Source organism: Pedobacter sp. ASV12 (assembly GCF_016429155.1).
GTDB lineage: Bacteria > Bacteroidota > Bacteroidia > Sphingobacteriales > Sphingobacteriaceae > Pedobacter.
Genome location: NZ_JAELUC010000035.1, coordinates 13,625 through 37,296, shown reverse-complemented (window position 1 = coordinate 37,296; position 23,672 = coordinate 13,625). Strand labels below are relative to the sequence as shown.

21 protein-coding genes are annotated in these 23,672 nt (G+C 45.7%); 11 read left to right on the top strand and 10 right to left on the bottom strand.

What is annotated here, in order from left to right:
* The 3 genes from JHD69_RS10520 to JHD69_RS10510 form a co-directional block, all read left to right on the top strand.
* Window positions 1-208, top strand: a 208-nt coding sequence (locus tag JHD69_RS10520; RefSeq protein WP_199140060.1) for a hypothetical protein, incomplete at its 5' end; no start/stop codon positions are given.
* A 23-nt stretch (window positions 209-231) separates the two neighbouring features.
* Window positions 232-1,119: a sensor histidine kinase gene (locus tag JHD69_RS10515; protein WP_199140058.1), complete on the top strand. Its 888-nt coding sequence runs from the start codon at window positions 232-234 to the stop codon at window positions 1,117-1,119.
* The gene (locus JHD69_RS10510; RefSeq protein ID WP_199140056.1) at window positions 1,088-1,804 is read left to right on the top strand and encodes a LytR/AlgR family response regulator transcription factor; all 717 of its coding nucleotides are present in this window, start codon (window positions 1,088-1,090) and stop codon (window positions 1,802-1,804) included. The genes JHD69_RS10515 and JHD69_RS10510 overlap by 32 nt, the downstream gene beginning before the upstream one ends.
* A 149-nt stretch (window positions 1,805-1,953) precedes the next feature.
* Here the strand turns inward: JHD69_RS10510 and JHD69_RS10505 are convergent, their stop codons facing one another.
* From JHD69_RS10505 to JHD69_RS10495, 3 genes are all read right to left on the bottom strand, one after another.
* Window positions 1,954-3,147: an efflux RND transporter periplasmic adaptor subunit gene (locus JHD69_RS10505; RefSeq protein ID WP_199140054.1), complete on the bottom strand. Its 1,194-nt coding sequence runs from the start codon at window positions 3,145-3,147 to the stop codon at window positions 1,954-1,956.
* Between the two features lie 2 nt (window positions 3,148-3,149).
* Window positions 3,150-7,520 (bottom strand): CusA/CzcA family heavy metal efflux RND transporter, encoded by a 4,371-nt coding sequence (locus tag JHD69_RS10500; protein ID WP_199140052.1) that lies wholly within the window; start codon window positions 7,518-7,520, stop codon window positions 3,150-3,152.
* A 75-nt stretch (window positions 7,521-7,595) separates the two neighbouring features.
* Window positions 7,596-7,910, bottom strand: coding sequence for a DUF6660 family protein (locus tag JHD69_RS10495; RefSeq protein WP_199140050.1), 315 nt, complete (start codon window positions 7,908-7,910; stop codon window positions 7,596-7,598).
* 183 nt (window positions 7,911-8,093) lie between these two features.
* On the opposite strand from JHD69_RS10495, the gene JHD69_RS10490 reads away from it, so the two are divergent.
* Window positions 8,094-8,633, top strand: a complete 540-nt coding sequence (locus JHD69_RS10490; RefSeq protein WP_199140048.1) for a Crp/Fnr family transcriptional regulator — start codon at window positions 8,094-8,096, stop codon at window positions 8,631-8,633.
* Window positions 8,634-8,678: 45 nt separating this feature from the next.
* Window positions 8,679-9,248, top strand: a complete 570-nt coding sequence (locus tag JHD69_RS10485; protein WP_199140046.1) for a DinB family protein — start codon at window positions 8,679-8,681, stop codon at window positions 9,246-9,248.
* Window positions 9,249-9,263: 15 nt separating this feature from the next.
* Here the strand turns inward: JHD69_RS10485 and JHD69_RS10480 are convergent, their stop codons facing one another.
* From JHD69_RS10480 to JHD69_RS10465, 4 genes are all read right to left on the bottom strand, one after another.
* Complete coding sequence (locus tag JHD69_RS10480; RefSeq protein WP_199140044.1) at window positions 9,264-9,653, bottom strand: bactofilin family protein; 390 nt, start codon at window positions 9,651-9,653, stop codon at window positions 9,264-9,266.
* Window positions 9,653-10,489 carry a M23 family metallopeptidase gene (locus JHD69_RS10475; protein ID WP_233165852.1) on the bottom strand — a complete coding sequence of 279 codons (837 nt, stop codon included), beginning with the start codon at window positions 10,487-10,489 and terminating at the stop codon, window positions 9,653-9,655. Before JHD69_RS10475 ends, JHD69_RS10480 begins: the two co-directional genes overlap by 1 nt.
* 539 nt (window positions 10,490-11,028) lie before the next feature.
* Entirely contained in the window at window positions 11,029-11,235 is a 207-nt protein-coding gene (locus tag JHD69_RS10470) for a helix-turn-helix domain-containing protein (RefSeq protein WP_199140040.1), read from the bottom strand.
* A 3-nt stretch (window positions 11,236-11,238) separates the two neighbouring features.
* On the bottom strand, window positions 11,239-11,766 hold the full coding sequence (locus tag JHD69_RS10465) for a DUF2975 domain-containing protein (protein WP_233165850.1): 528 nt from the start codon (window positions 11,764-11,766) through the stop codon (window positions 11,239-11,241).
* A 215-nt stretch (window positions 11,767-11,981) separates the two neighbouring features.
* Here JHD69_RS10465 and JHD69_RS10460 point away from each other — a divergent pair, with 215 nt between their 5' ends.
* Entirely contained in the window at window positions 11,982-13,652 is a 1,671-nt protein-coding gene (locus tag JHD69_RS10460; RefSeq protein ID WP_199140036.1) for a MutS-related protein, read from the top strand.
* A gap of 1 nt (window position 13,653) precedes the next feature.
* Here the strand turns inward: JHD69_RS10460 and JHD69_RS10455 are convergent, their stop codons facing one another.
* Window positions 13,654-14,352 carry a LytR/AlgR family response regulator transcription factor gene (locus JHD69_RS10455; RefSeq protein ID WP_199140034.1) on the bottom strand — a complete coding sequence of 233 codons (699 nt, stop codon included), beginning with the start codon at window positions 14,350-14,352 and terminating at the stop codon, window positions 13,654-13,656.
* On the bottom strand, window positions 14,349-16,022 hold the full coding sequence (locus JHD69_RS10450) for a histidine kinase (RefSeq protein ID WP_199140032.1): 1,674 nt from the start codon (window positions 16,020-16,022) through the stop codon (window positions 14,349-14,351). The genes JHD69_RS10455 and JHD69_RS10450 overlap by 4 nt, the downstream gene beginning before the upstream one ends.
* Before the next feature lie 109 nt (window positions 16,023-16,131).
* Here JHD69_RS10450 and JHD69_RS10445 point away from each other — a divergent pair, with 109 nt between their 5' ends.
* Together JHD69_RS10445 and JHD69_RS10440 are read left to right on the top strand one after the other, a co-directional pair.
* The gene (locus tag JHD69_RS10445; protein WP_199140030.1) at window positions 16,132-18,519 is read left to right on the top strand and encodes an outer membrane beta-barrel family protein; all 2,388 of its coding nucleotides are present in this window, start codon (window positions 16,132-16,134) and stop codon (window positions 18,517-18,519) included.
* Between the two features lie 158 nt (window positions 18,520-18,677).
* Window positions 18,678-19,469 (top strand): CPBP family intramembrane glutamic endopeptidase, encoded by a 792-nt coding sequence (locus JHD69_RS10440; protein WP_199140028.1) that lies wholly within the window; start codon window positions 18,678-18,680, stop codon window positions 19,467-19,469.
* Here the strand turns inward: JHD69_RS10440 and JHD69_RS10435 are convergent.
* The gene (locus JHD69_RS10435; RefSeq protein ID WP_199140026.1) at window positions 19,466-20,557 is read right to left on the bottom strand and encodes a hypothetical protein; all 1,092 of its coding nucleotides are present in this window, start codon (window positions 20,555-20,557) and stop codon (window positions 19,466-19,468) included. The two genes, JHD69_RS10440 and JHD69_RS10435, sit on opposite strands and share 4 nt — an antisense overlap.
* Window positions 20,558-20,939: 382 nt before the next feature.
* Here JHD69_RS10435 and JHD69_RS10430 point away from each other — a divergent pair, with 382 nt between their 5' ends.
* The 3 genes from JHD69_RS10430 to JHD69_RS10420 all read left to right on the top strand — a co-directional run bounded on the left by JHD69_RS10430 (window position 20,940) and on the right by JHD69_RS10420 (window position 23,618).
* Window positions 20,940-21,173 carry a hypothetical protein gene (locus tag JHD69_RS10430; RefSeq protein ID WP_199140024.1) on the top strand — a complete coding sequence of 78 codons (234 nt, stop codon included), beginning with the start codon at window positions 20,940-20,942 and terminating at the stop codon, window positions 21,171-21,173.
* Between the two features lie 96 nt (window positions 21,174-21,269).
* Window positions 21,270-22,949, top strand: a complete 1,680-nt coding sequence (locus JHD69_RS10425; RefSeq protein ID WP_233165848.1) for a tetratricopeptide repeat-containing sensor histidine kinase — start codon at window positions 21,270-21,272, stop codon at window positions 22,947-22,949.
* Window positions 22,950-22,952: 3 nt separating this feature from the next.
* On the top strand, window positions 22,953-23,618 hold the full coding sequence (locus tag JHD69_RS10420; RefSeq protein WP_199140022.1) for a response regulator transcription factor: 666 nt from the start codon (window positions 22,953-22,955) through the stop codon (window positions 23,616-23,618).
* The last annotated feature ends 54 nt before the right edge of the window (window positions 23,619-23,672 follow it).

Genomic DNA, 23,672 nt, shown 5'->3' with positions numbered 1-23,672 from the left:
CCCCCCCCCCCCCCCCCCCCCCCCCCCCCCCCCCCCCCCCCCCCCCCCCCCCCCCCCCCCCCCCCCCCCCCCCCCCCCCCCCCCCCCCCCCCCCCCCCCCCCCCCCCCCCCCCCCCCCCCCCCCCTTTACACCCCCCCCCCCCCCCCCAACTACCCATGTCGTGGTTCGTCGGCAGCGTCAGATGTGTATAAGAGACAGATTTTATAGCCTATCTCATCATTCCCAAATTGATGACCGGCAGGAACTATGTCTTTGTGGTGCTTTATTTTTTGGCGGGAAGCTATGTCATTGCGGCATTTACCCGGACTACGGGTATTTATTTGCTGGAGCCTTTGGTAAGAAAACCACCATTTGAACAGGAATCAATAGGAGAAATCCTGACTGATATTCCTTGGCTTATCGAAGAGTATTTTATACACAACTTTACCATTGCCTGTATTTTCGGCTTTTGCAAATTGGTGAAAGAGCAATACCTTGCGCAACAAAAGACCCTCCTTCTTGAAAAGGAAAAGGCAGAAACCGAACTCCGCGCACTCAAAACACAACTTAATCCACACTTTTTGTTCAATACGCTCAACAACATTTATTCGCTTTCAATGCTGGGTTCGCCGGTTACATCCAAGTCTATAGCTGAGCTTGCTGAAATCCTCGATCATATCCTTTACCGTTGCAATCATACTTATGTACCTGTTTCTACCGAAATTGCTTTGTTAAACAACTATATAGGCTTGGAAAAGCTTCGCTACAACGACCGGCTGAAGGTAAATTTTAAACATCAAATTGATCAAGATGTGCCAATTGCGCCCCTCATTTTGTTATCGCTAACAGAAAATGCCTTTAAACACGGAGCTGGAGAAGACATCGGCAACCCGAGCATTGATATAACGCTCGAACTGGAACACAACTGCTTTAGGTTTGTGGTTGCCAATTCTTTTGCACCGCAACCAAACAGCTCAAAAGCCGAAAGGATAGGACTGGATAACATCAAAAAACAACTCGACCTCATCTATGGAAAAAACTACGCGCTTAATATCTCCGCAAATGACGATATATTCGTAGTGTTGCTCACCATAAACCTGAACCATAATGACCTCAAAAATACAATGCCTATTGGTTGACGATGAGCCTTTGGCCATCGAGCTGCTCAAAAACCACATGGCGCTGCTAGACAGCTTTGAAGTGGCCGGTGCTTGTGGCAATGCCATCAAAGCACTCGAATTTTTGCGCACAAAACCAGTAGACCTGTTGTTTCTTGATATTAAGATGCCACAGCTTACAGGAATCGATTTTTTGAAAACGCTAAAAAATCCCCCGGCGGTTATCATCACCACAGCCTATCGCGAGTATGCGGTAGAAGGCTATGATCTCGACATTGTTGACTACTTGTTGAAACCCATCACTTTTGATCGTTTTTTCAAGGCCATAGACCGCTACCTGAGGCTCAAATCCTTGCCGTTGCTATCACTACAGGCTCCTCCATTGGCAATGGAGGATTTCATTTACATCAAAACAGGCAACAAATTCAGGAAGATACTGACCAATGATGTCCTTTATGTAGAAAGCTTTAAGGACTACATTATCATCCATTGTACTGCGCAACAAATCAATGCCAAATACAAAATCAGCGATATAGAAATCGAACTACAGGGCAAGGGCTTTTTGCGCATACACCGTTCTTTTATTGTCAATCTTCAAAAAATTACAGCCTTTACGCCCCACGATGTTGAAATTGGCGCCAAGGAAATCCCCATTGGCACCAATTACAAAGCGTATGTGTTCAAGGTTTTGAAGAACCCGGTCTAGATCCGCCATTGCGAGGACGGACGAAGCAATCTATCTCGATTTAGCAAGATGATTTTTCTTATGAGTAGGCTTCTTCACGATGCACATCACCATGACGTTTTTGGTTCGCCATTCGCAACTGCCAACCTAGAACTGAAAGCCACCAGTAGCTACTCCTCTTCTTCGCCACCGCCAGCAATTTTCGATTCGAGGTAGAAGGCGCCTTTGGTTACCACCTTTGTTTTGGCCGGCAGTTCGGTTAGCGGTTTGATTTGGGTAAAGCCCAGTTCGCTCACCCCTGTAGATACTTCCACTTTTTTAAACTGATAGTCGTTGTGCTTTTGGCCATCGGCATGTTCTTCAACCACAAAAATATAGGCTCGGCCACCCGCACGTACCAAGGCGACGACCGGCACGGCCCAGTCTTTTTGCGTACCCACGTTAATCAAGGCGGTAACATACATGCCCGGAATCAGGTTCTGGTGTTGCGGATTTTGGATTACCGCATGTACAATTACGCCCTTGCTTTCGTTTTCGAATGATTTGTTGATGCCATTGATGGTTCCGGTAATCACTTGGTTGTTTTGGTTGGTGAGCTGAAAGTTAACTTGTTGCCCAATTTTTACAGCCATCAGGTCTTTTTCGAATACAGTAAGGTCGCAATGGATTTTAGCATTGTCTACCACTTCCATAATTGAAGTGCCGGGTTGTACAAAAGCACCTGTATTGGCGGTAATCTGTCCAACGGTACCGTTAATAGGCGATGAAACCGGAAACTGTGAAACGATATGGCCACTCGAAATCTTGGCTGGCGAAATGCCCAGCTGCAGCAGCTGGCTTTCGTAGGCTTTCAACCTGGCCGATTCGGCATTAAAGGTGGCTGTGGCCGACTGAAAGGATTTGCCCGTTCCGGCTCCGGCATCATTCAGCTGTTTTTGGCGATCGTATTCGGCCTGCACATAGGCAAAACTATTTTTGCTGGCCAGGTAATCTTGTTGCAACTTGATCAGGTCCTGGTTTTTAACCATCGCCAACACTTGGCCTTGCTTTACCTGTTGGCCCTCGAGCACGTAAATACGGCTGATGATCCCGCCATACAGCACGCTTACATCGGCCTGGTTTTGTGGCGGAACTGCCAATTGGCCATTGGCTTTTACTACTGCACTAAGGTTATGCTGTTTAAGCGGGCCAATTTCAATGCCTACGGCTTGTAGCTGTTCGGGGTTGAGCGCCAAGGCTTCCTTTTTTGCCGTAGCCGAAGCTGCAGCCTCTTCTTTTTCGGGCTTTTTGTCGGTGCACGAAACCAAAAGGCCTGCGCTTAGCAATGCCAGGTAAATAAGCTGTTTATATTTTTGAATTTGCATGATTATTCTCCTTTAAGATACTGTAATTGAATGGCTGATTGATTGAGCTGGCTTACGGTTTCGAGGTAGGCTAATTTGGCCTGAACCGCGGTGCTGGTGTTTTGGATATATTCGATATAGCCGATTTCTCCCAAATTGAACGAAACTTGTGCAATGCGCAGTTGCTCGTCGGCCTGCTTAAGGCCCACATTGAGGTAATACGTAACCAGCTGTTTGAATTTATGGTAGCGTTGCAGTTCCTGTTGCAGCGCCAGCTGCACCTGCGACTGCGCATTTTCGTAATTGGCCTGGGCCACTTGCACGCCGAGCTGTTCGGCCTTTACCTTGGCCCGGCCAGCCTGATTAAACAGGGGCAAAGCTACCCCAACCTGTATGCCCGCAATGCGCGTGCCTGGTGAGTAAGTACGGCTGATATGGGCCGGATTAAACCCAGAAACCAATAATTGCTGGTTATAACCCAAGATGAAATCGGGCATATTCTTGGCCCGTTCTACCGCAATTTTGGCTGTAGCTACCGCTATCTCCTGCTGTGCTATTCCTAAAGCCGCGTTGTTGGCCGTGGGTAGATCGTTGGTTTCAACAGCCAGGAAAAGTGGCAAGGACTTAGCCTCTACCCGGATTGGCTCCTGGGTGTTGAGCAATTGCTGCAAAGCCATTTCGTTATTTTTCAGCTCGGCTAAAGCACCAATTTTCATGGCCTGTACTTCCTGGTATTTGTTGCGTGCGCTCATCAATTCGAGGTTAGATGTTTCGCCGGTTTTAAACCTGATTTCCGCTTTTTTGACAAAACCTGCATACAGGCTGTCCTGATAGTTGAGAATACGCATGGTTTCTTGATAAAGCGCTTGGGTATACCAGGCATTGCGCACCGCCCTAACTACACCAGCCTGTGTAGCCTGAAGGCCTCGCTGGGCCAAAGTGCTTTGCTGGCTGAGCAATTTACGCTGCTTGCCATACAAACCTGGCCAGGCTATATTTTGGGTAATGCCAATGGCATTGTCCATATTGCCGCCGCTGGTAGGATCTTGGGTAAGCATCAGTTCGGTTTTCGGCAAATCAACTCCCGATTTTTGCAAGGCTTTGGCCTGCGCTACGCTCCAATCTGAAGAACGCAGCTCCAAGTTGTTTTTCAGGGCCCTGGCAATGGCACTGTCGAGGCTCAAGGGTTTTTGCTGGGCATTGGCTGGGCTGGCAAACAGCGTTCCCAACACAACCAAGCCTATCATCATCATCGTTTTAGGCATTTTAAATCTGATGGTTTCTTTTTTATTGAACAAGAGGTATAAACAAGGCAACACAAACAAGGTGAGCAAAGTAGCCGTCATGAGGCCACCGATAACTACCGTAGCTAAAGGTTTTTGTACTTCGGCACCCGCGCTGGTAGAAAGCGCCATCGGCAAAAAGCCCAGCGAGGCTACTGCAGCGGTCATGAGCACCGGTCTTAGCCTGGTTTTAGTCCCCTCGAGTACGCGGTTGTAGATATTGTCCATGCCTTCGCTTTTGAGCTGGTTAAAATAACCGATCAGTACGATGCCATTGAGCACCGCCACCCCAAAAAGCGCAATAAAACCAACACCAGCCGAAATACTAAAAGGCATGCCCCGCAGCAACAGCGCCGCAATACCACCAATAGAAGCCAATGGAACAGCTGTGAAAATAAGCAGGCTGTCTTTTACCTTTCTGAAGGTGGCATACAACAGCAGTAAAATCAGGATCAGGGCTATAGGCACCGCTATCGACAAGCGGGCCTTGGCGGCCTGCAGGTTTTGAAACTGGCCTCCATAAGTAAGGTAGTAGCCGCTTGGCAACTTCAGTTCGCGATCTAGTTTTTGTTGTATTTCTTCTACTGTACTTTCTACATCGCGGTCCTGCACATTAAAGCCTACATAGATGCGTCTATTGCCTTCTTCTCTCGAAACCTGTGCCGGCGCATCCTTAAACTCGATGTTGGCCACCTGGCTTAGCGGCACTTTATTGCCCGACGGCAAAGGGATAAGCAAGTTTTCGACGCTGGAAATATTTTCGCGCAACTCCCGGCCCAAGCGAATAACCAAGTCGAAACGCTTTTCGCCTTCAAAAACCACGCCGGCGGCATTGCCCGCAAAAGCCGTTTTCAAGATCATGTTTACCTCACTGATGTTGAGACCATACTGTGCCATCTTATTGCGGTCGTAAGCCACCTGTATTTGTGGCAAACCACTCACTTTTTCTATAAAAGGCTCGCTTACGCCGTTTACACCATGGATCAGTTTGGCAATTTTGTTCGCCTCTTGCGCCAATACATCGAGGTCGTTGCCATAAATTTTAATGGCCACATCTTGCCTGATACCCGTCATCAGCTCGTTGAAACGCATTTGCATCGGCTGCGAGATCTCTGCTTTGATGCCTGGAATTACAGCAAGCGTTTCTTCCATTTTTTCCATCATCTCTGCACGGGTGCCGGCCGATTTCCATTGGCTTTTAGGCTGCATCGAAAGCATCATATCGCCCCTTTCCATCGGCATGGGGTCGGTAGGGATTTCGGAACTTCCGATACGCGTAACGGCTTGTTTGATTTCGGGAAATTTATCTTTTAGCAGTTTTTCGGCCTTGCCAAATGTGCTTACAGCTTCCGAAAGCGAAGTGCCCTGCATCATCGAGATTTCTACGGTAAGGTCGCCTTCTTCCAAAGTGGGAATAAACTCGCCACCCATCCGACTAAAACCCCAAATAGCTATCGAAAACAGCAGCAAAACGGCCACAACTACGGTAACTTTGAATTGAAGCACACCAACCAGTGCGCGTTGATAAATCCGTTGCAGAAAGGCAATCAGCCGATCTGAAATATTGGGCTTATGCTCCGTTTTTTTACTGAGGAAAAGGGCGCTGGCCATCGGCACGTAGGTTAGCGACAGGATGAAAGCCCCCATGATGGCAAAGGCTACGGTTTGCGCCATGGGCTTGAACATTTTGCCTTCAATACCCACCAGCGATAGCAGCGGCAGGTAAACAATAAGGATGATGAGCTGGCCAAAAGCCGCCGATTTCATCAACTTGCCGGCGCTATCGTTCACTTCCTCGTCCATCTGCGCCTGGCTCAGCCTCAAGATTCCTTGTTTACGATAATTCCCCGTGGCGATATGGTGCACCACGCTTTCTACAATAATAACGGCACCATCAACAATCAACCCGAAATCTATGGCCCCAAGGCTCATTAAATTACCCGATACGCCAAACAGGTGCATCATAAAAAAGGCAAACAGCATGGCCAGCGGAATAACCGAGGCCACCACCAATCCGGCGCGCCAGTTGCCCAGCAAAAGCACCAGTACAAAAATAACGATGAGCGCCCCCTCCAACAGGTTCTTCTTTACCGTGCCCATGGCCCGGCCAACCAATTCGGTACGGTCTATAAACGGCTCGATCACTACGCCTTCGGGCAGCGATTTTTGGATCTGTACCATGCGCTCTTTCACCTGCTTAATCACCTGGCTAAAGTTCTCACCTTTGAGCATCAACGTTACACCAGCCACCACTTCGCCCTGACCATTGCGGGTAACCGCTCCGTAGCGGGTGGCGCTGCCAAATTGCACCGTAGCCACATCGCGGATCAGGATAGGCGTGCCTTTTTGGTTTTTGACCACAATTTTGCGGATGTCTTCCAGGTTCTGGATTTGGCCCAAACCTCTGATAAAATAGGCATTGTGCTGCTGTTCGATGTAAGAACCGCCTGTGTTTTCGTTGTTCTTTGCTAAGGCCTCATAAATTTCGGGAATGGTTAAGCCAAGCGAATTGAGCTTGTCGTTGTCTAAAGCAATTTCATACTGCTTTACATAGCCTCCCCAGCCACTTACCTCTGCCACACCCGCCGTACCTGCCAACTGGGTACGCACCAGCCAGTCTTGCAAAGTACGGAGGTCTGTAGCAGTATATTTGCCTTCATAGCCTTTTTTAGGGTGGATTACATATTGGTAGATTTCGCCGAGACCGGTGGTAATCGGAGCCAGCATCGGCTCGCCCATCCCTTTCGGAATAGTGCTTTCGGCCTCTTTAAGCTGGGCATTTACCTGTGCCCGGGCCCAGTACACATCTACATTGTCTTTAAAAACGAGCGTAATTACAGAAATGCCCGAACGTGAAATAGAGCGTTTTTCGATAATGCCGGCAATATTGGCCATAGACAATTCGATGGGCGCGGTAATGAACTGCTCTACTTCTTGAGCCCCTAAACTAGGCGCCTGGGTAATAACCTGAACCTGGTTATTGGTAATATCGGGCTGCGCATCAACCGGCAGGTTATAGATGGCATACACGCCAGCCAAGGCCAACGCCAAGGTAAACAGCCCGATAGTTACTTTGTTCTTGATAGAGAACGAAATAATTTGATCAAACATAAAATTGAAAAATTTAATACGATACGGAATAGCAGGCCAATTCTGGCCTACAGCACGAAATAGGGAAAAGTCGTATTAAATGTTTTGTGGGGGTTGCCAAATGGGCATGCTCAGTTGCTGAACCGCCGAAACTGCAGTGGGCAAATAAGGCTTTACAACCGATTTTTCGATGTAAACAATCGGCTCTGCTGTTAAAAAATGTCTGACTACCGAGCAGCAGGCACAGGTGCAAAACGGCGGACAGGCTTCTTGGTTACAATGGCCGGCACCGCCTGAATCTTTCTGCAGTGTTTGCTGCGTTTGCGAAACAACATTAACCAGTTCATCCTTGCAAGGCATAAAAGCCAGCAACAGCATGTATATGCTACAGATGATGGTTAAGTATCTCATGGAGGCAAAGGTAGGAAAGAAATTTGAAAGTCAGAAGTTCTTGATTGGGGCTTGATTGTCAATCATTCGTAGCCTTTAGCAGCTGATTTAGAGCCAGGGAGCACCAACCAAGCAAAAGTTGCGTTCATACTGGGTTCTTCGATGAACAGCTTTGCCCAAAAACCATTAATTTTATCCTCCATCATGGCCAACCTAGAATCCTTTTTGCCACAGCTTATCCACTCGCTACAAACCGCAGGCGTTCAAAAAACCTATGCCAAGGCACAGTACTTGCTCCGGGCAGGCGAAACCGAAAAAAACCTTTATTTTATAGTGTCCGGAGCTGTTCGCATTTTCCTGCCCTCGGCCCACGAAGAGCATACCATCAGACTGGGCTATGAGGGTTCCATCATCAATTCGCTGGCATCATTTTTAACCGGACAACCATCCGAGTTTTATGTCGAGGCCATCCGAAAAACGGTGGTCAACGTCATCTCTAAAGAGCAGGTCATTGAAATTAGCCAAGCCAGCACGGCCAGCCTAAAGGCCTACAACAACTTGCTGGAAACCGTAATAACGCAACAAATGGAACGGGAAGTAGACCTCTTAACGGCATCGCCAACCGAACGTTTGCAAAGGGTGTTGAAGAGAAGCCCGCATCTTTTTCAGCAGGTACCGCTCAAGTACATTGCCTCTTACCTGCGCATGAGCCCCGAAACCCTGAGCCGAATCCGAAATTCTTGATTGGAATCAAGAATTGAGAACCTGCCAATTTTGATCTTTGCCTCCATGAAAATCAACAACACACAACTTATTGCCGAATTGCTGGGCATTACCAATCGGCTCATCAGCGTTACAGCAGGCTTTAAAAAGTTGGATTTGGCGCAGCTCACCTTTAAGCGCAATCTAAGCGAATGGAACATATTAGAATGCTTGGAGCACCTTAATTTGTATGGCGATTTTTATTTGCCCGCCATAGAGATCAAAATGCTGGAGCACAAAACAACAACGACCGGAAACTACACGCCAGGAATGTTGGGCAATTATTTTGTAAAGCTCGTCCGCGTCAAGGCAAAGCAAAAGAAGATGAGTACAACTAGCGATAAAAACCCGGCAAAGCAACATCGGCAGCTTGGCCTTACCACCATCGATCGCTTTTTAAGGCAACAAGAACGATTAAAGGCATTGCTTGAGCGCGCCCAAACGCTTGATCTAGGCAAAATCAAAACGTCGGTCTCCATCAGCAGGTTGATCAGGCTAAAGCTGGGCGATACCCTTCGCTTTGTGGTTTATCACAACGAAAGGCACGTTGATCAAGCGGAACGGATGCTTAGGCAGTTCTCAGTCGGCAGCAAATAGTGAGCAAATGAACCCCTAGTCTTGCAGTTCCTTTTCTTCCGATTTAATGAGCTGCTTCATTTCGAGCTTGCCATTGTACTGCGCGCCAAATTCTATTTCGAGGGTTTCGGTTTTGATGTCGCCGTTTACTTCGCCCGTTTTTTTGATTTCGAGCTGCTTGGCTTTTACGTTGCCCTTAACCGAACCATAAATGATGGCCGATGTGGTTTCGATATCGCCCACAATGCTGCCTTTTTCGCCCAGGATAATCCCTCCGCCTACTTTTACCTGGCCCACAATTTTGCCATCAATCCTAATTACCGATTGCCCTGTTATGTCGCCGTTCAGCACAAATCCTTCGCCAATAAGGGTAGAAATTTCTTGCTGGTCTATCGCGGTGGGCGCTTGTTTGGTTTTCTTGAACATTACTCTAAAGTTAAAAAGGAACGGGGATTAATGACTTTGCCGTTTTTATGTACTTCATAGTGCAGGTGCGGACCAGTGGAACGGCCAGTGGAGCCAATTTTGCCAATCTGATCGCCTACATTTACCTTCTGACCTTCTTCGATCAAGATTTTCGACAAATGGCCATAATAGGTTTCGAAACCGTTGCCGTGATTGATCACGATACAATTGCCATAGCCACCTCTTCGGCCTGCAAAAGCCACACGGCCACTAGCGGTACTGCGTACAATTTCGCCATAATTGCCTTTGATGTCTAATCCTTTGTGCGACTCTACGTTTTCGCCGGTAAAAGGATTTTCGCGATGGCCATAACCTGAAGTAATGGCACCAAAATGCGGGTAGCCCAAGGGGGTATAGGCTACATAATTGGCCATGCGGTTTAGGTAGCCCTCATAAAATTGGCCTATTTCCTCTACCGAAACCAAATCGTCGCTCTTTTCGCCACCAGCAGCTTTGGTGATGGGCTTAATGCCCCTGGCCTTTAAATATTTGTTGATTTTGCCCAATTTCTGGTCAATAGACTGATAATATCTTTTAATGAGCGAGGTATCTAATGCCGCGGTTTGGTTTTTGGCCTTGGCCAATTCCCTGGCTAACTGATCCTTGGATAACTGAACCGATGCCCTGCTGTAGCTGAGGTAAAAAATAGCACCCAACAACAATGCAAAACAAGCCCCCAAAGCCCATACATATTTTTTCCAATGCCTGATATAAGTACTTGGCACGTGGATAGGCTTGTTTATATTTTGGTTCTTGTTTACAAAGATGATGGTGGTTTTATCCTTCTTCCTTGTCATAGTTTGTGGTTTGTTTTTTTGGTTAGGATGCAAATATATGATTTTCAGCGCCATATAAAAGCCCCGCCTCGCTTAGCCATTTAAAATGCTGGCAGAGAAATAGGCTAGGCAAAGCAAATCGTTTTTTAATTAATAGTTAATTAATATTCCCGTTACTTTAAGTCTGCCTTTTTAAACGGTGATTTTTAAAATTTGATATGATTTCCGGTTTTTAATTTGAATAGCAGGAGGAACATCTTGCCCTATATTCGCAACCGAAAGCCAAGCCCTCTTAAACTTTGATGGAAAAACGAAAGGGCGACCTGGAAATTGTGGAAGAATAACCTCCCAGCAAACAAAACATCTTATGTTGCCACCTAAGTCTCCCCAGAAAACTTTAGCAAAATAATTCTTAGCCTTTCAAAGGCGTCTTAGGTGGGTTGTTTATTTAAAAAATCCAATAGCCCTTAAAATGGCAAACATATGTTACCAGCAACCACAGCAGCACCACTACAAAAACTAGAAACAACATAGGCATCAATGCTAAAAACTGGTTAAAACTATTTCTTGGTATACTCCAAAATATCGGCAGGCTGACAGTCGAGCGCATCGCAAATAGCCTCCAGGGTACTAAACCTTACTGCCTTTGCCTTGCCGGTTTTAAGGATAGACAAGTTGGCCAAGGTAAGGCCTACCTTTTCCGAAAGTTCATTCAGCGACATTTTCCGCTTGGCCATCATCACATCCAGATTCACTACAATAGGCATAGCTTATACGGTTAGTTCGTGTTCTGATTGAATTTCGATTCCTCTTTTAAACATGTAGGCAATAACCAAAAGGGTAACCCCCATAAACAGCCACACGTCGGCACCGCCCAGGCGCAAAGACTCTATATCGGGCATTTTTACCCCTTCCTTGGCAAACCATTCTGCATACTTAACGCCCCTAAACGAAAATGCGCCGATAAAAAGCGAAAGGTAAGCCATATTGGCGATACAGCGCCTCACCACATCATTAAAAGGCGCAGACAAATCGAGCTTTCTTTCATGCAAAATCTTTACAATGAGGTAAAACAGCAGGGCGCGCATAATGGCTACGATACACATGATGAAGGTAAACACTCCAAAATAGCCCGCATCGTAATGGTAAAGGGACGTTAGGTCTATTGCCGGAACGGCAAACTTGGCGCCAGCCGGATTAATGGCCAAGGCGTAAACGGCATTGAATATAAAGGCTCCGGCTTCGATACATACGCCGATAAATATGATCCACGAAAGAACATATAAAACTTGTAGCATGTGCTTTGCACTAATTCTAATTGTCATGGTTTTAAAAATTTAATTCATCAAATATGAATAATTATTTATCGAAAAACAATAAATTATTTTTTATTTTCGATAAATCAGCTTAAACGATATCATTTGGGCGGAAAAAATTTTACCTACGATAATAATTTTGTGATGCGGCAAGCCGATTGCTCAAAGTTTTTAGCTTTGTTAGGTAATTTATCGATATGTTCTATTTAGCTGTATTGCTGGTTTTATTGCTGCTTGTTTTCCTGTTCTTCAGGTACAAAAACGGCCAAGACCTGCTCAAGAAAAAAGAGGAATTGTTGAGCCAGTGGGGCCAGCCTCGCGATGTGAACCGCAATTTCAACCTCATTTCGGCTTACCATTTTGCCAAACATCACGACGAAAACACCAGCTTATCGGATACCATTGCCACCGATATCGACCTCGAAAACCTATTCGAATATGCAGATCGCTGCAACAGCAGCCCAGGCCAGCAGTACCTCTATCATCAGCTGAGAAGCCAGCAAGAAGTAAACGCCTTGCAGCAACTGGATGAATTGAGCGAGAAATTTGGCTCGGACGAAGACCTGCGTTTGGCCACATCGCTCGAGCTCGCCAAGCTCGGCAACAAAAACGCCTACTACATTTACGAATTGTTTACCAGCAGCTATCAGTCGCTGTATAGCAAGGGTTTAAACCTATATGTAAGAATGGCCGGCATTTTATGGATCGCCTCTCTGGTGCTTACCATCGTTTTGCGCAACCAGTTTTGGTTTTTGGCACTGCTGGGGCTAACGCTTTTCAACTTTTACATCCACTACGGCAACAAGAAGAAAATTTCAGGCTATGTTTATTCGCTGCCGCAACTTTATACCCTGGTTAATTGCGCTAAAAATTTATTAAAGTTGAGCGCTACGCCAAAGGCCGTTATGGTACAGCAGAGCCTTGGCAATTTAAAACCGCTGCAAAGCTCGTTAAGCTATGTTAATTTTCAGAACAATGTAGACCGCGACCCAACCGATATCAGTGCTGGTATTCTGGAACTGATCAAGACCTTGTTGCTGATAGAGCCTCTCATGTTCCTGATTTCTGTTGACCGGATTAACCAGCAACGCCAGCACATCGAGGTTTTGTTTAATTACGTGGCCGAAATAGACCTGGCCATTGCCATCCAGTCGCTAAGAGAAGGCCTGCCTTATTATTGCAAACCGCAGCTGGTACCAAACGGGCAGGAGCTGGAAGTTTTGGACCTTTACCACCCGCTGATCGAAGATTGCGTACCCAATTCTATCAAGGCCAGCACCACGCAGGGCGTACTGGTTACGGGCTCCAACATGTCGGGCAAAACTACTTTTATCCGTGCCATGGCCATCAACACGCTTATGGCCCAAACTTTATATACTTCTTGCAGCCATTATTATGCGGCTCCTTTTATGCAACTGCTGACCAGCGTACGCAACAACGATGATTTAGAGGAACACAAAAGTTACTTTAAGGCCGAAGCCATGGCCATGCTCCACATCATCAACAACAGCCAAGCCCTGCAAAGCCGCAACCTCATCATCATCGACGAGATTTTTAAAGGCACCAATACCATCGAAAGGGTTGCCGGAGCCAAAGCCATCCTCTCTTACCTCAATGCACACCAAAATTTCACCTTCGTGTCAACCCACGACCTGGAACTGGCCGAACTATTGGGCAAAGAATACGCGGTTTATTCGTTCGAAGAGGTGGTATCGGATACGCGCCTGGTATTCGACTACAAAATCAAACCTGGTTTGCTCAAAAACAAAAATGCCATCGCTATTTTGTCGGCACTGGGTTTTCCGCCATCAATTGTGGCCAATGCCAATCAAATCAGCACCGCTTTGCGCCAAAAATACCAGCTGTAGCTCAGATCATTTTTTCTTTCAGCTCCTTGTAGCGTGAACGGCCAATAGGCAGCAATTCGCCATTGCTCAGCAACAGACTATAACGGCCGCCCGCTTCGACTACTATTTTTTCGGCCTGGTTTAGTGGCACGATGTAGGATTTATGGATACGCTCAAAAGAACTGGGCAGCAACTGGCCAAGGGTTTCGAGCGATTTATCGTGAAGCTCCTGCTTGCCGTTGCGCAGGTGCAGTTCGCTGTAAATCCCCGCGCCTTTAATGTAATGAAGGTCATTAACATCAATCAACTTCAGGTTGCCCGATTTCTTTACGGCCAAATATTTAATTGGTCCGCCGGTTTTCTGCACACTGGCTATGGTCCTTCTAAAAGCCTGAAAAAGCCTTTCTTCGTCAAATGGCTTGGGCACAAAGTCAATTACCCCATAGGCAAAGGCCGTGATAGCCTTATCGGTATAGGCCGAAACAATAATGGTATGAAAAGACCCGGCAACTACGGTGCCCAAAATATCGAAGCCGTCTTCGCCGTTCAGGTTCAGGTCGAGCAGTAAAAGATCTATTGGATGTTTTTCGATATAAGCCAAGCCCTTTTGCAGCGAATCGCAAACAGCCAGGGCTTCGAGCTGTTCACCAAAAAAAACCGTGGCCATGCGCTGTGTTCTTTTGGCAATTCTTTCTTCGTCTTCTATAATCAATATCCTCATGCAATGTCTTTAATTTTAATGGTGCTGCGCCAGCCTGTTGCGGTGGCTACCGAAGCAAATTCCCAGTGCTGGCCATAGCTTTCGGTTAGCCTGGCTTTGATATAATTGAGGCCATTGCCACCAACCCTGGTTCCAGATTTGATGCGGTTGAGGGCAAAGGTTTCGAAAATATAAATTTTATAGCCCTCGTTTACCGAAAAGCTCAGCTTGAAGCGTATCTGCCTATCAACGGGCATGCTGTGGGTAATGCCATTCTCCAGCAAGGTATGAAAAAGCGCCGGTGGCACCAGTTCGGTTTCTACAATGCCTTGGTCCTGCCATTGATAGGCAATTTCCTTTCGAAACTGCATTACCGATAAATGTGCCTGGCAAAGCTCAATTTCTTTTCTTACGGGAATGAGCACCTCCTCCGCAATGCTGTTCATGATATCAAATTCGTTGGAAAGGGCGTGCAGAAACTTGACGCCTTGTTGTGGCGATTCTTCCACCCAATCGATCAAGGAGAGCAACGTATTTTTAAGGAAATGGGGCTGAATGTTTTTCTTCACCAAATCGAGCTGCAAACGTGCCGAAAGCAGGAGCGAAGCCTCATGTTCTTCTTCTATCACCCGGGTGCGTATGGCATGCAGGTAAAGCATACAAAGCACCACGATGGCAAAGCTGATAAACAGGCTAAAATCATAATAAAAAAAGTAGTTGATCACCACCCTGCTGCTGAGACCGATTAACACCACCCAAGCTCCTTTTTCTTTCCTAACAACCGCATCGATTACCACCAGCATGGTAACCATCCACATGGTATAACTGTAGTAAATGGCTGTTATATCGTAATGCCCAAATTTGATCACATAGGTTGTAACAAGCACACAGAGCAACAAACCTAGCAACCACCATTTTCTTTTAAAGTCAAATTGCAGGCAAAAGTACAACGGCACCAAAAAGGCCAGCAGAAAGGTTATCCAGCCAATAGCTTCTAGCCGCACGTAAAAATAGGTGTAGGGAATAGCGACATAGAACTTGACATATTCTAAAATCAGCAACGCGAAAAAAAAGAAACAGATAACGGCAAAAATGAGTACCGGATACTGTTTGCGCCTACTGTTGATGTAGAGAAAGAAATAATAGATGCATGCAATGAGAAAAGCGCCTGCAATGAGGTTCATGTACGAAGTGGTGAGCAGCGACGACCGGAGCAGGTCGGGATAATCTTGGAGCTTCACATTAACGCTCCGCTGTTCAGTTTTCTTAAAACTTTGGGTGGCTCTGAGCGCAATGAGGTGCGTGCCTTTGTAGGCCAGCGAATCGGGCACCAGGTAATAAATTGTTTCTGTTCCCGCGACTTCGGGTTTTCCAGGCTGGGCAAGCTCTCCGTTATGGCCCAAATACACGCCATCCCAATACACTTCGAAAGCGCCGAAGGCGTTAACCTGCAATCCGAGGGGAATGCGCGGGTCTGGACGCTCTTTCAAAGCCATGTTAAAGCGCACCCAAAACACCTTGTCTTCGGTAAAACCTCTTGCCGTTTCCCAATTGGTATCCGCATAATTTTTATTGGCCCAAAGCCGGTCATCGCCCATTCGAAAGCGCGGCTCGGATGCTTCGTAAACGATAGTGCTGTTTTTACAGGAGGCAAATAAAATTAAAGCGAAGATAAAGCCGAGCCTTTTCATATGGTAAAGTTAGGATAAAGATAAGGGCATCAGGTGCATTTGAAAAGGATATAGAGCCGTTGGCATGTTTTTCTTAGGTTAGCCCCGGGCCTTGGGCTAATCTTGCACCATGAAACGAATTGCTCTGCTCTGCATAGGCCTGTTTTTTAGCGCCTTGGCTATGGCCCAAACCAACCCAGCCAAAAAGGCGGTACATGGCCTTATTAAAGAAAAATCAACCCAAACGGCAATGCCTTATGTAAGCGTTACCGTAAAAAACGAAAATGCAAAAATAGTGGCTGGAAGCATCAGCGACGAGAAGGGTGCTTTTGTGCTGGACTCTATCCCAACCGACAACCTAACCATCGAGTTCAGCTTTATGGGCTACCAAGCGGTGAGCAGGCCACTCCAAATAACCGCCCTTAGCAGCCGCATAAATTTGGGCACCATTTACCTTGAACCCGACCCCAAGTTGCTGCAAGAAGTGGCCATAACCGGCGAAAGACCAACCATTAGTTTGCAAATAGACAAAAAAGTGTTTACCGCTGGCAAAGATGTACTATCGCAAACCGGTTCGGCAGTAGATTTGCTCAATGGCGTGCCTTCGGTAAGCGTAAGCCCAGCGGGCGTAGCCAGCCTGCGGGGAAACAGCAATGTGCTGGTGCTCATCAATGGTCGAAGATCGGGTCTTACCGCCGCCAATGCGCTCGACCAGTTGCCCGCCGACCAGATTAGCCAAGTTGAGGTGATTACCAATCCTTCTTCCAGGTACGATGCCACCGGATCGGCAGGCATAATCAATATCATTTTAAAGAAAAACAAAACAGCCGGTTTTAATGGCCAATTGAGGTTGGTGGGCGGCATTCCGAACGAAACCCGGATTACGCCAAGCATCAATTACAAATCTGAAAAGCTGAATGTTTTTTCTACCGTAGGCATCCGTTTATCTGATTACGTAGGGCTTTATACCACCGATCAATCGATCCGCAACCATAGCCTAACCTCTACCTTGAACCAGCGCCAGGACGAAAATCGCCACGACAATGCCAAGTTGCTTTATGTGGGCGCCGATTACCAAATTAACGACCACAATACATTAACGGCCGCCTTTTTAAAGAATGCCACCAAAGATCATGACAAGACCGCATTGAATTACAATTATGCCAGTGCGGGTCCAGACAGCAGCCTGTTGCGCCAAGGCGAATCGTTCGAAACCCGGAGCTACAACCAACTGGAATTCAATTACACCAGAACCTTTAAAAATCCGGTTAAGAAATATACCGTCGACATGCAATATGATTTTTGGGACAGTGACAAGGAATGGAACCTCAATACGCAAAGAACATTTCCGGCACTGCTTAACCTACCAGGCATCCGCACCGGCTCTGTTGGGGCCAGCAAAGACTTGATGGTACAAACCGACTTGGTGCAGCCCTTAGACAGTAACTCGCGTTTGGAAGTAGGCCTCAAAATGGAAAACCGCAGCGTAAGCTCCAATTTTAAGGCCGAACAACAAAACGGCAATACTTGGAGTGTTTTTGAAAACATAGACAACAAACTGGCCTATAGCGAGCTGATTGGCGCCGCCTATGCACAAGTGAGGAGCAGGCTTGGCAATTTTTCGTACCAATTGGGCCTGCGCAGCGAACTCACCCGCATTAAAATAGAAGACAGGGTGGGTACTTATAACGATCGCAAAAACTATACGCGCCTTTTTCCAACGCTTAACCTGAGCTATCGTTTCGCCTCCAACGCCACTTTGCAAGGCAGCTACAGCAAACGCATCAACCGGCCTTCGCTCAACAATTTATATCCTTTTAACGAGTTGACCGATTACAACTCGCGTTATGTGGGCAATCCAGAGCTTGATCCTTCGTACGCTCATGTGTTTGAAGTAGGCTACATTAAAAACTGGACCGTGCTTACGTTCAATCCGGCTGTTTATTACCAGCGCAACAATGGTATTATAGTCGATTATACTTTCAGAAACGAGAACAATGTATTTATAACTACGCCGGTTAACATTCAGCGCGAAATCCGCAAGGGCATAGAACTTTCCTTGCTCTACAATCCCATCAAATGGCTGCAGCTTAACTTGGAAATGAACGCCTACAGCTTTACCCAACAAGGGCAGTACCAATTGCAGGATTTTAGCCACGAAGGCCATGTACTGACCAGCAGGCTAAGTGGCCAGCTCAAATTTGCCAACAAGCTCAGCATCCAAAGCCGTTATAGTTTTGTTGGTGGCCAAAGCAATGCCCAAACCCGTACGCTGGCCAATCATAACCTCGAGTTTGGCGTGAGCAAAAACCTGTTTAAAGACAAAGCGACTTTATTGTTCGATGTGGGCAATTTGTTTAACCTGCGCAAGTTCAAGAGTACAACCACCGGGGCAGATTACACCTTAAACCGGATGGACAGTCCCAATGCGGCCCGTTACAGGCTGACCTTTGTGTACCGGCTTAACCTTAAAGAAAACCAGGCTATCCGTCAGGCCAAAGCGGGCAACCGAAATTAGTTATCATTTTTTGGCTATACCCGCCTTCATTTCCAATCCAATCTTTATGCCCTTGCGAAACTTTGAAATTTCGCAAGGGCATTGCTGCCAACTTACTTAGGGCTTGCAACCTTTTTTACGGCCTCCTCATCTTGTTAATGAAAAACCAACAAACAACGATGAGAGTAATACACCAACATGAACTGCTGGCTAGCGAAAAACCGGGCTCAGCCAACGTAATCCTCAAAGCATTAGTCCTAGTATTGGCATTGTTAAGCGCTTTAGAAATCCGCGATATAGCCGTGTGGGTGGGTTTTAAAATTCCGGGCTTCCCCATTCCTTATGGAGGCGCTATTTTAGACAACCTTTTGGCTGTAATTTTGGCCTTGTTGGTGGCTTATGCATTACTGGCCAAAACTTCAAAAAACCTGATACAGGCCCTGGGCCTAGGCTGGAACGGCCTGCGCGGACCATTGCTGGCCTTGCTTGCCACCCTGCCTTTTTGGATTGGGCTTGGCGCAACCAGCAAACTGAATACCCAGCTGGGCCTGACCGATTTGCTATATCTCTCGGTATTATTTCCTTTCGCCGAAGAACTCGTGTTTAGGGGCTTGGGTTTCATCTTTGTGCGCCAGACTCTGGGTTGGTCCATGATTCCCGCCCTACTGTTGCAATCGCTGATTTTTGGAGGCATACATTGGCTTGGTATGGGTGGCGGCACCGGTATAGCCCTGCAGGTATTTTTCATTACTTTTTCAGGAGGTATTTTATTTGCCATCCTCAACCATTTGGATGGCTACACCTTATGGAGCGGCTTTGTTTTTCATGTTTCGCTCAATGCCGCCTGGAATGTCTTTGTAGTTTCCGATTCGGCCGCTACCGGCTGGGAGGGCAACCTGCTCAGGTTTGGAAGTGCCATTATTGCGGTTTTGCTGTTAAAGTATGCTTTGAAGAAAAGGGAATCTTGCTAAGAAAGTCTTGGTTTTTTGGCTCTCGTCTTCGCCCACAAGGCCCATATCAGGCCTAGAAAAGCAACAATGGCTACGCCGCTAATTCCCTTCAATGCCCATTCCAAAAAAGCTACTTTTTTCTTCCTAGGGATATATTGATCCAACATGTATTTGGTGAGCGGCCTTAATACCCTATTGGTGTCCAAGGGGTATCGCCCTTTGGCCGTATACAATTCGATATCATTTTTCACTTTCATGTACCAAACCTTGCCAATATCATTGTCGGTAAGTGTATCTGGGCAATTGATTTTTTTGAGATTTTTCCATTCAAAGGCATCGAAAGGAATTTTATGCTGGGCATAGCCAACCGTTGGATTACAAGAAACCAGTTCGTAGTGATCACCGGCCCAGTACATGCAATCTGTGCTTACAAATGGCTGTATTGTATTATTTGTATCGGGCTTATCGTTAAACGCAAAGTAGGCCCCACTTCCAAGCAATACCATTGCAGCAACCATAAAATATAGCCGTTTGTATTGGCCCCCTCTTAATTTATCTGCTCCTTTTATCGTTACAGCTAACGGTTCTTCCTCCTCTGTTTTCTTTTCCTTGTTATCCTGTCCATCGTTTTCGCCCTCATCTATTTTATTTTCAGCCGATAGTTTTTTAATGCCTTGATTACTTGGCATCCCATCCTCAACTTTACTCTCCGTTGCAGGAGCAACCTGCTCATCTTCCAAGATATTCTTCCTTTCAAAATCCGGTTGATCTTGGTTGCTAAAATCCAACTTGAAATCAATGAGCCAAGCAATAAATTCTATATTATCATACCGAGGATTTGGTATATCCTTGGTCAGAAAATTTTGTACCGACCTGAACTTATTCAGACGAGCCTGTCTAATACTTGGCTCCAGGTTATCTTCATGTTTAATCTCCAGAAATGTGCAGACAATATCCTTATCCCTCAGTGTATTTTTTCTTCTGTATACCACCACACATTCTTGTCGCAAACTATTGGGAGTTGGCTTTTTGAGGTTAATGGAAACCGTACCATCACTACACATTTTTAGATAGGCCGCTTTGACCTGCGCTGGGTAATCATCGAGCATTTCTTTAAAAATTAAAGTCTAAAAATACACCGGAATTTTGCGGAATTTTTACGGTTTTCCGGAATTCGAACGGAATAATTAAGCAATACAGGTAATATCGGAATTATTTGATAATTAGCAAATTAACCCGCATAAATTTGCTTTCGTAATCAGTTCGGGAGTTGTGTTATGAACAGTTCCTTTAAACAGAACCAATTACACCAAGAGCCGACATCGCGGGAGTTCGTACCTGGTTTGGGAAGCAGTGACCTGCTTCCGCGATAGACGCTCAAAATCCTTCCCAAAAATTTTAAGAAGCGCTTCTTAAAAAATCAACGGCTACGCCCAACTCCTGATCCGTTTCGGGCGCGGCCAATTTTTTAACCTTAAAATTTTTATCCAAATGATTATTCCGATTTTTATAGCCATCCTTTTGGGATTGGTAAACCCAACTATGCGCCATTCGCAATGCAAAGGCGGCACCGTAACTGTTAACTCAACTACCCCAGGCGATCCTGGCAACGAACCAGGTACTGGCGATCCAGGCAGCGGGGGCTCAGGCGAAGGCGGTTCAGGTGAAGATGGTACTGGTGGCCCAAGTGGCGACAATGGCCAAACCCCTCCACCAAAACCATAAAAAAATAGGCAGCTTAGGCTGCCTATTTTTTTTATCAATTTTATCACTTTAACCGCGCCAAATTTATTTTATAACTTAGTGTGAAAACTAAAAGCCATGAAACGCCTCATCCTTATCCCGCTTCTGTCCTTATTTATTTTCTCTTGTTCAAAAGATTCACCACATAAAAAAGAGGTAAAGCAGATTGATAGTGTATTTTATAACACTGCCTTTAAGTTCAAGGACACATTAAAAGCATATGATAGTGCTTATTATTATTTCAACAAAGCTAAAGATGTATTCTTACAGCAGAAAGATAGCCTAGGTGCGGGGAAATGCCTGATACAGATGGCTATTATTTCAACAGACAAAGGCGACTTTTTTGGTGGCCAAGAACTATCATTAAATGCACTGTCTTACTTGAATGAAAACAATGAAAAGCATCATGCGGCATTAAAATCAAATTTTAATAATCTTGGGATAGCGACATCTAGAGCCAATGATGATAAGAACGCGCTAAAATTTTATAGTCTTGCAATCAAATATTCTGACAACCCTTCTGACACATGGACTTACAAAAACAACATTGGAAACATCTATAAAGATAATAAGGAATATAAAAAGGCTTTAGAGATATTCGAACCTCTTTTAAAAGATTCAAGCGCAAACGAAATTCAGTATGCAAGAACATTAACAAATTTTTCAGTAACAAAATGGCTTCTTAATGTCAATTATAATCCAGTCCCTAATCTTTTAAAGGCACTACATATTCGCGAAAAAGAAAACGATATCTCTGGATTAAACTCTAGTTATACGCATTTATCCAGTTACTACAGAAAAAACAAGCCCGATTCGGCTTTGTTTTATGCAAAAATTGCTTATCTGACTTCTAAGAAAAACCAAAATCCGGATGATCAACTTCTTGCACTTAAAGAACTTATAAAATCTAGCCCTGCAAAACAAAGTCTTCAATACTTTGACAAATTTGAGTCTTTGGATGACAGCTTAATATTGGCACGCAACAAGGACAAAAACCAATTTGCCGTTATTCGTTATGATGCGGAAAAACATAAAGCCGAAAGTCTCAAACTCCAAAAAGACAACACTGAAAAAACCTATCAAATTATATTCTTGGCGGCCGGTTCTGCAGTACTGCTGATAGCAGGTACCTTCTGGTACAGGAAAAGAAAACAAAGGTTGGAAATGGAGAAGGAAAACGCCATCAAGGAAAGCCGCCTTAAAACTTCCAAAAAAGTACACGATGTAGTGGCCAATGGCCTTTACCGCGTGATGAACAAGATCGAATACCAGCCCGAACTAGACAAAGAAGTTTTGCTGGATGAGATAGAAGACCTCTACGAAAAATCGCGCGACATTTCCTACGAAAAGCCACTTGCACCAACTGCTCATTTTCATCAAAAAATAGCCAGCCTTATCTACTCGTTCAATACCGACCAAATCGAGGTACACCTTATGGGCAACACCGCCGCTTTATGGAACAAGGTAGAGCTAACGGCAAAAGACGAAGTCATACACATCCTGCAGGAACTGCTGGTCAACATGCGCAAGCACAGCCAGGCCAGCGAGGTAACGCTTCAATTTACAAAAACCGAACACGAACTGCACATTATTTATGAAGACAATGGCATCGGCATTAAAGGAGAAGTAAAATCAAACAACGGGCTGCGCAATACGGAAACCCGTATAAAAAACCTAAATGGGCAAATTACTTTTGAAACCGGTTCAGAGAAAGGATTACGCATCAATTTCTCTTTTCCCGTTTCATCAAAAACCTAGCTTATGTTTAAAAAAGTATTAATTGCCGAAGACGAAGAAATGATGAGCCTTTCTGTTTGCAGCATGCTCAAAAGCCTCGAGATTGATTTAAAGGATACCGATTATGTTTCTCATTGCGACGTAGCTTTGTCGCGCATCAAAAAAGCGCTTCGCGATGGCGAGCCCTACGAGCTGTTGCTTACCGACCTTTCGTTTGCAGAAGACGAGTTCCACAAGCCGGAAATCGACAATGGAAAGGCTTTGATCAAGGCCGTCAAAGAAGTGCAGGGCGACATTAAGGTTTTGGTATTTTCTGCAGAAAACAAGGTTGCAGAAGCCAAGCGTCTGATGGCCGATTTGTGCATAGACGCTTATGTACCCAAGGGCCGTGGCGATGCGCAAGACCTTAAGCATGCGTTAACCGAAGTTTATCAAGATAAAAAATACCTTTCTGCAAAACTCAAACCAGAAGAAAAACACCATGATTTTGACGCATTGGACAAAACCATTATCCGCCTTTTACTAGACGGCAAATCGCAGAAGCAAATTCCGGATTACCTAGAAGCGTTAAAGTTTGGTTCGTCAAGCCTAAGCACCGTAGAAAAGCGACTCAAAACCATGCGCGATGCTTTTGATTTCAACAACAATGGCCAGCTCATTGCGTACTGCAAGGAGCGAAATATTATCTAACCGCTTAACATCCTATCCCTTTCCGACATTGCCATCGCTGGTTTGCCTATCAAA

Excerpts from the sequence above, each read along its gene's own strand:
- JHD69_RS10500 (WP_199140052.1), bottom strand. The coding sequence starts at position 7,520 with ATGTTTGATCAAATTATTTCGTTCTCTATCAAGAACAAAGTAACTATC.
- JHD69_RS10420 (WP_199140022.1), top strand. The coding sequence starts at position 22,953 with ATGTTTAAAAAAGTATTAATTGCCGAAGACGAAGAAATGATGAGCCTT.
- JHD69_RS10490 (WP_199140048.1), top strand. The coding sequence starts at position 8,094 with ATGGCCAACCTAGAATCCTTTTTGCCACAGCTTATCCACTCGCTACAA.
- JHD69_RS10445 (WP_199140030.1), top strand. The coding sequence starts at position 16,132 with ATGAAACGAATTGCTCTGCTCTGCATAGGCCTGTTTTTTAGCGCCTTG.
- JHD69_RS10450 (WP_199140032.1), bottom strand. The coding sequence starts at position 16,022 with ATGAAAAGGCTCGGCTTTATCTTCGCTTTAATTTTATTTGCCTCCTGT.
- JHD69_RS10495 (WP_199140050.1), bottom strand. The coding sequence starts at position 7,910 with ATGAGATACTTAACCATCATCTGTAGCATATACATGCTGTTGCTGGCT.
- JHD69_RS10435 (WP_199140026.1), bottom strand. The coding sequence starts at position 20,557 with ATGCTCGATGATTACCCAGCGCAGGTCAAAGCGGCCTATCTAAAAATG.
- JHD69_RS10440 (WP_199140028.1), top strand. The coding sequence starts at position 18,678 with ATGAGAGTAATACACCAACATGAACTGCTGGCTAGCGAAAAACCGGGC.
- JHD69_RS10430 (WP_199140024.1), top strand. The coding sequence starts at position 20,940 with ATGATTATTCCGATTTTTATAGCCATCCTTTTGGGATTGGTAAACCCA.
- JHD69_RS10425 (WP_233165848.1), top strand. The coding sequence starts at position 21,270 with ATGAAACGCCTCATCCTTATCCCGCTTCTGTCCTTATTTATTTTCTCT.
- JHD69_RS10475 (WP_233165852.1), bottom strand. The coding sequence starts at position 10,489 with ATGACAAGGAAGAAGGATAAAACCACCATCATCTTTGTAAACAAGAAC.
- JHD69_RS10470 (WP_199140040.1), bottom strand. The coding sequence starts at position 11,235 with ATGCCTATTGTAGTGAATCTGGATGTGATGATGGCCAAGCGGAAAATG.
- JHD69_RS10455 (WP_199140034.1), bottom strand. The coding sequence starts at position 14,352 with ATGAGGATATTGATTATAGAAGACGAAGAAAGAATTGCCAAAAGAACA.
- JHD69_RS10460 (WP_199140036.1), top strand. The coding sequence starts at position 11,982 with ATGTTCTATTTAGCTGTATTGCTGGTTTTATTGCTGCTTGTTTTCCTG.
- JHD69_RS10515 (WP_199140058.1), top strand. The coding sequence starts at position 232 with ATGACCGGCAGGAACTATGTCTTTGTGGTGCTTTATTTTTTGGCGGGA.
- JHD69_RS10510 (WP_199140056.1), top strand. The coding sequence starts at position 1,088 with ATGACCTCAAAAATACAATGCCTATTGGTTGACGATGAGCCTTTGGCC.
- JHD69_RS10505 (WP_199140054.1), bottom strand. The coding sequence starts at position 3,147 with ATGCAAATTCAAAAATATAAACAGCTTATTTACCTGGCATTGCTAAGC.
- JHD69_RS10465 (WP_233165850.1), bottom strand. The coding sequence starts at position 11,766 with ATGCTACAAGTTTTATATGTTCTTTCGTGGATCATATTTATCGGCGTA.
- JHD69_RS10485 (WP_199140046.1), top strand. The coding sequence starts at position 8,679 with ATGAAAATCAACAACACACAACTTATTGCCGAATTGCTGGGCATTACC.
- JHD69_RS10480 (WP_199140044.1), bottom strand. The coding sequence starts at position 9,653 with ATGTTCAAGAAAACCAAACAAGCGCCCACCGCGATAGACCAGCAAGAA.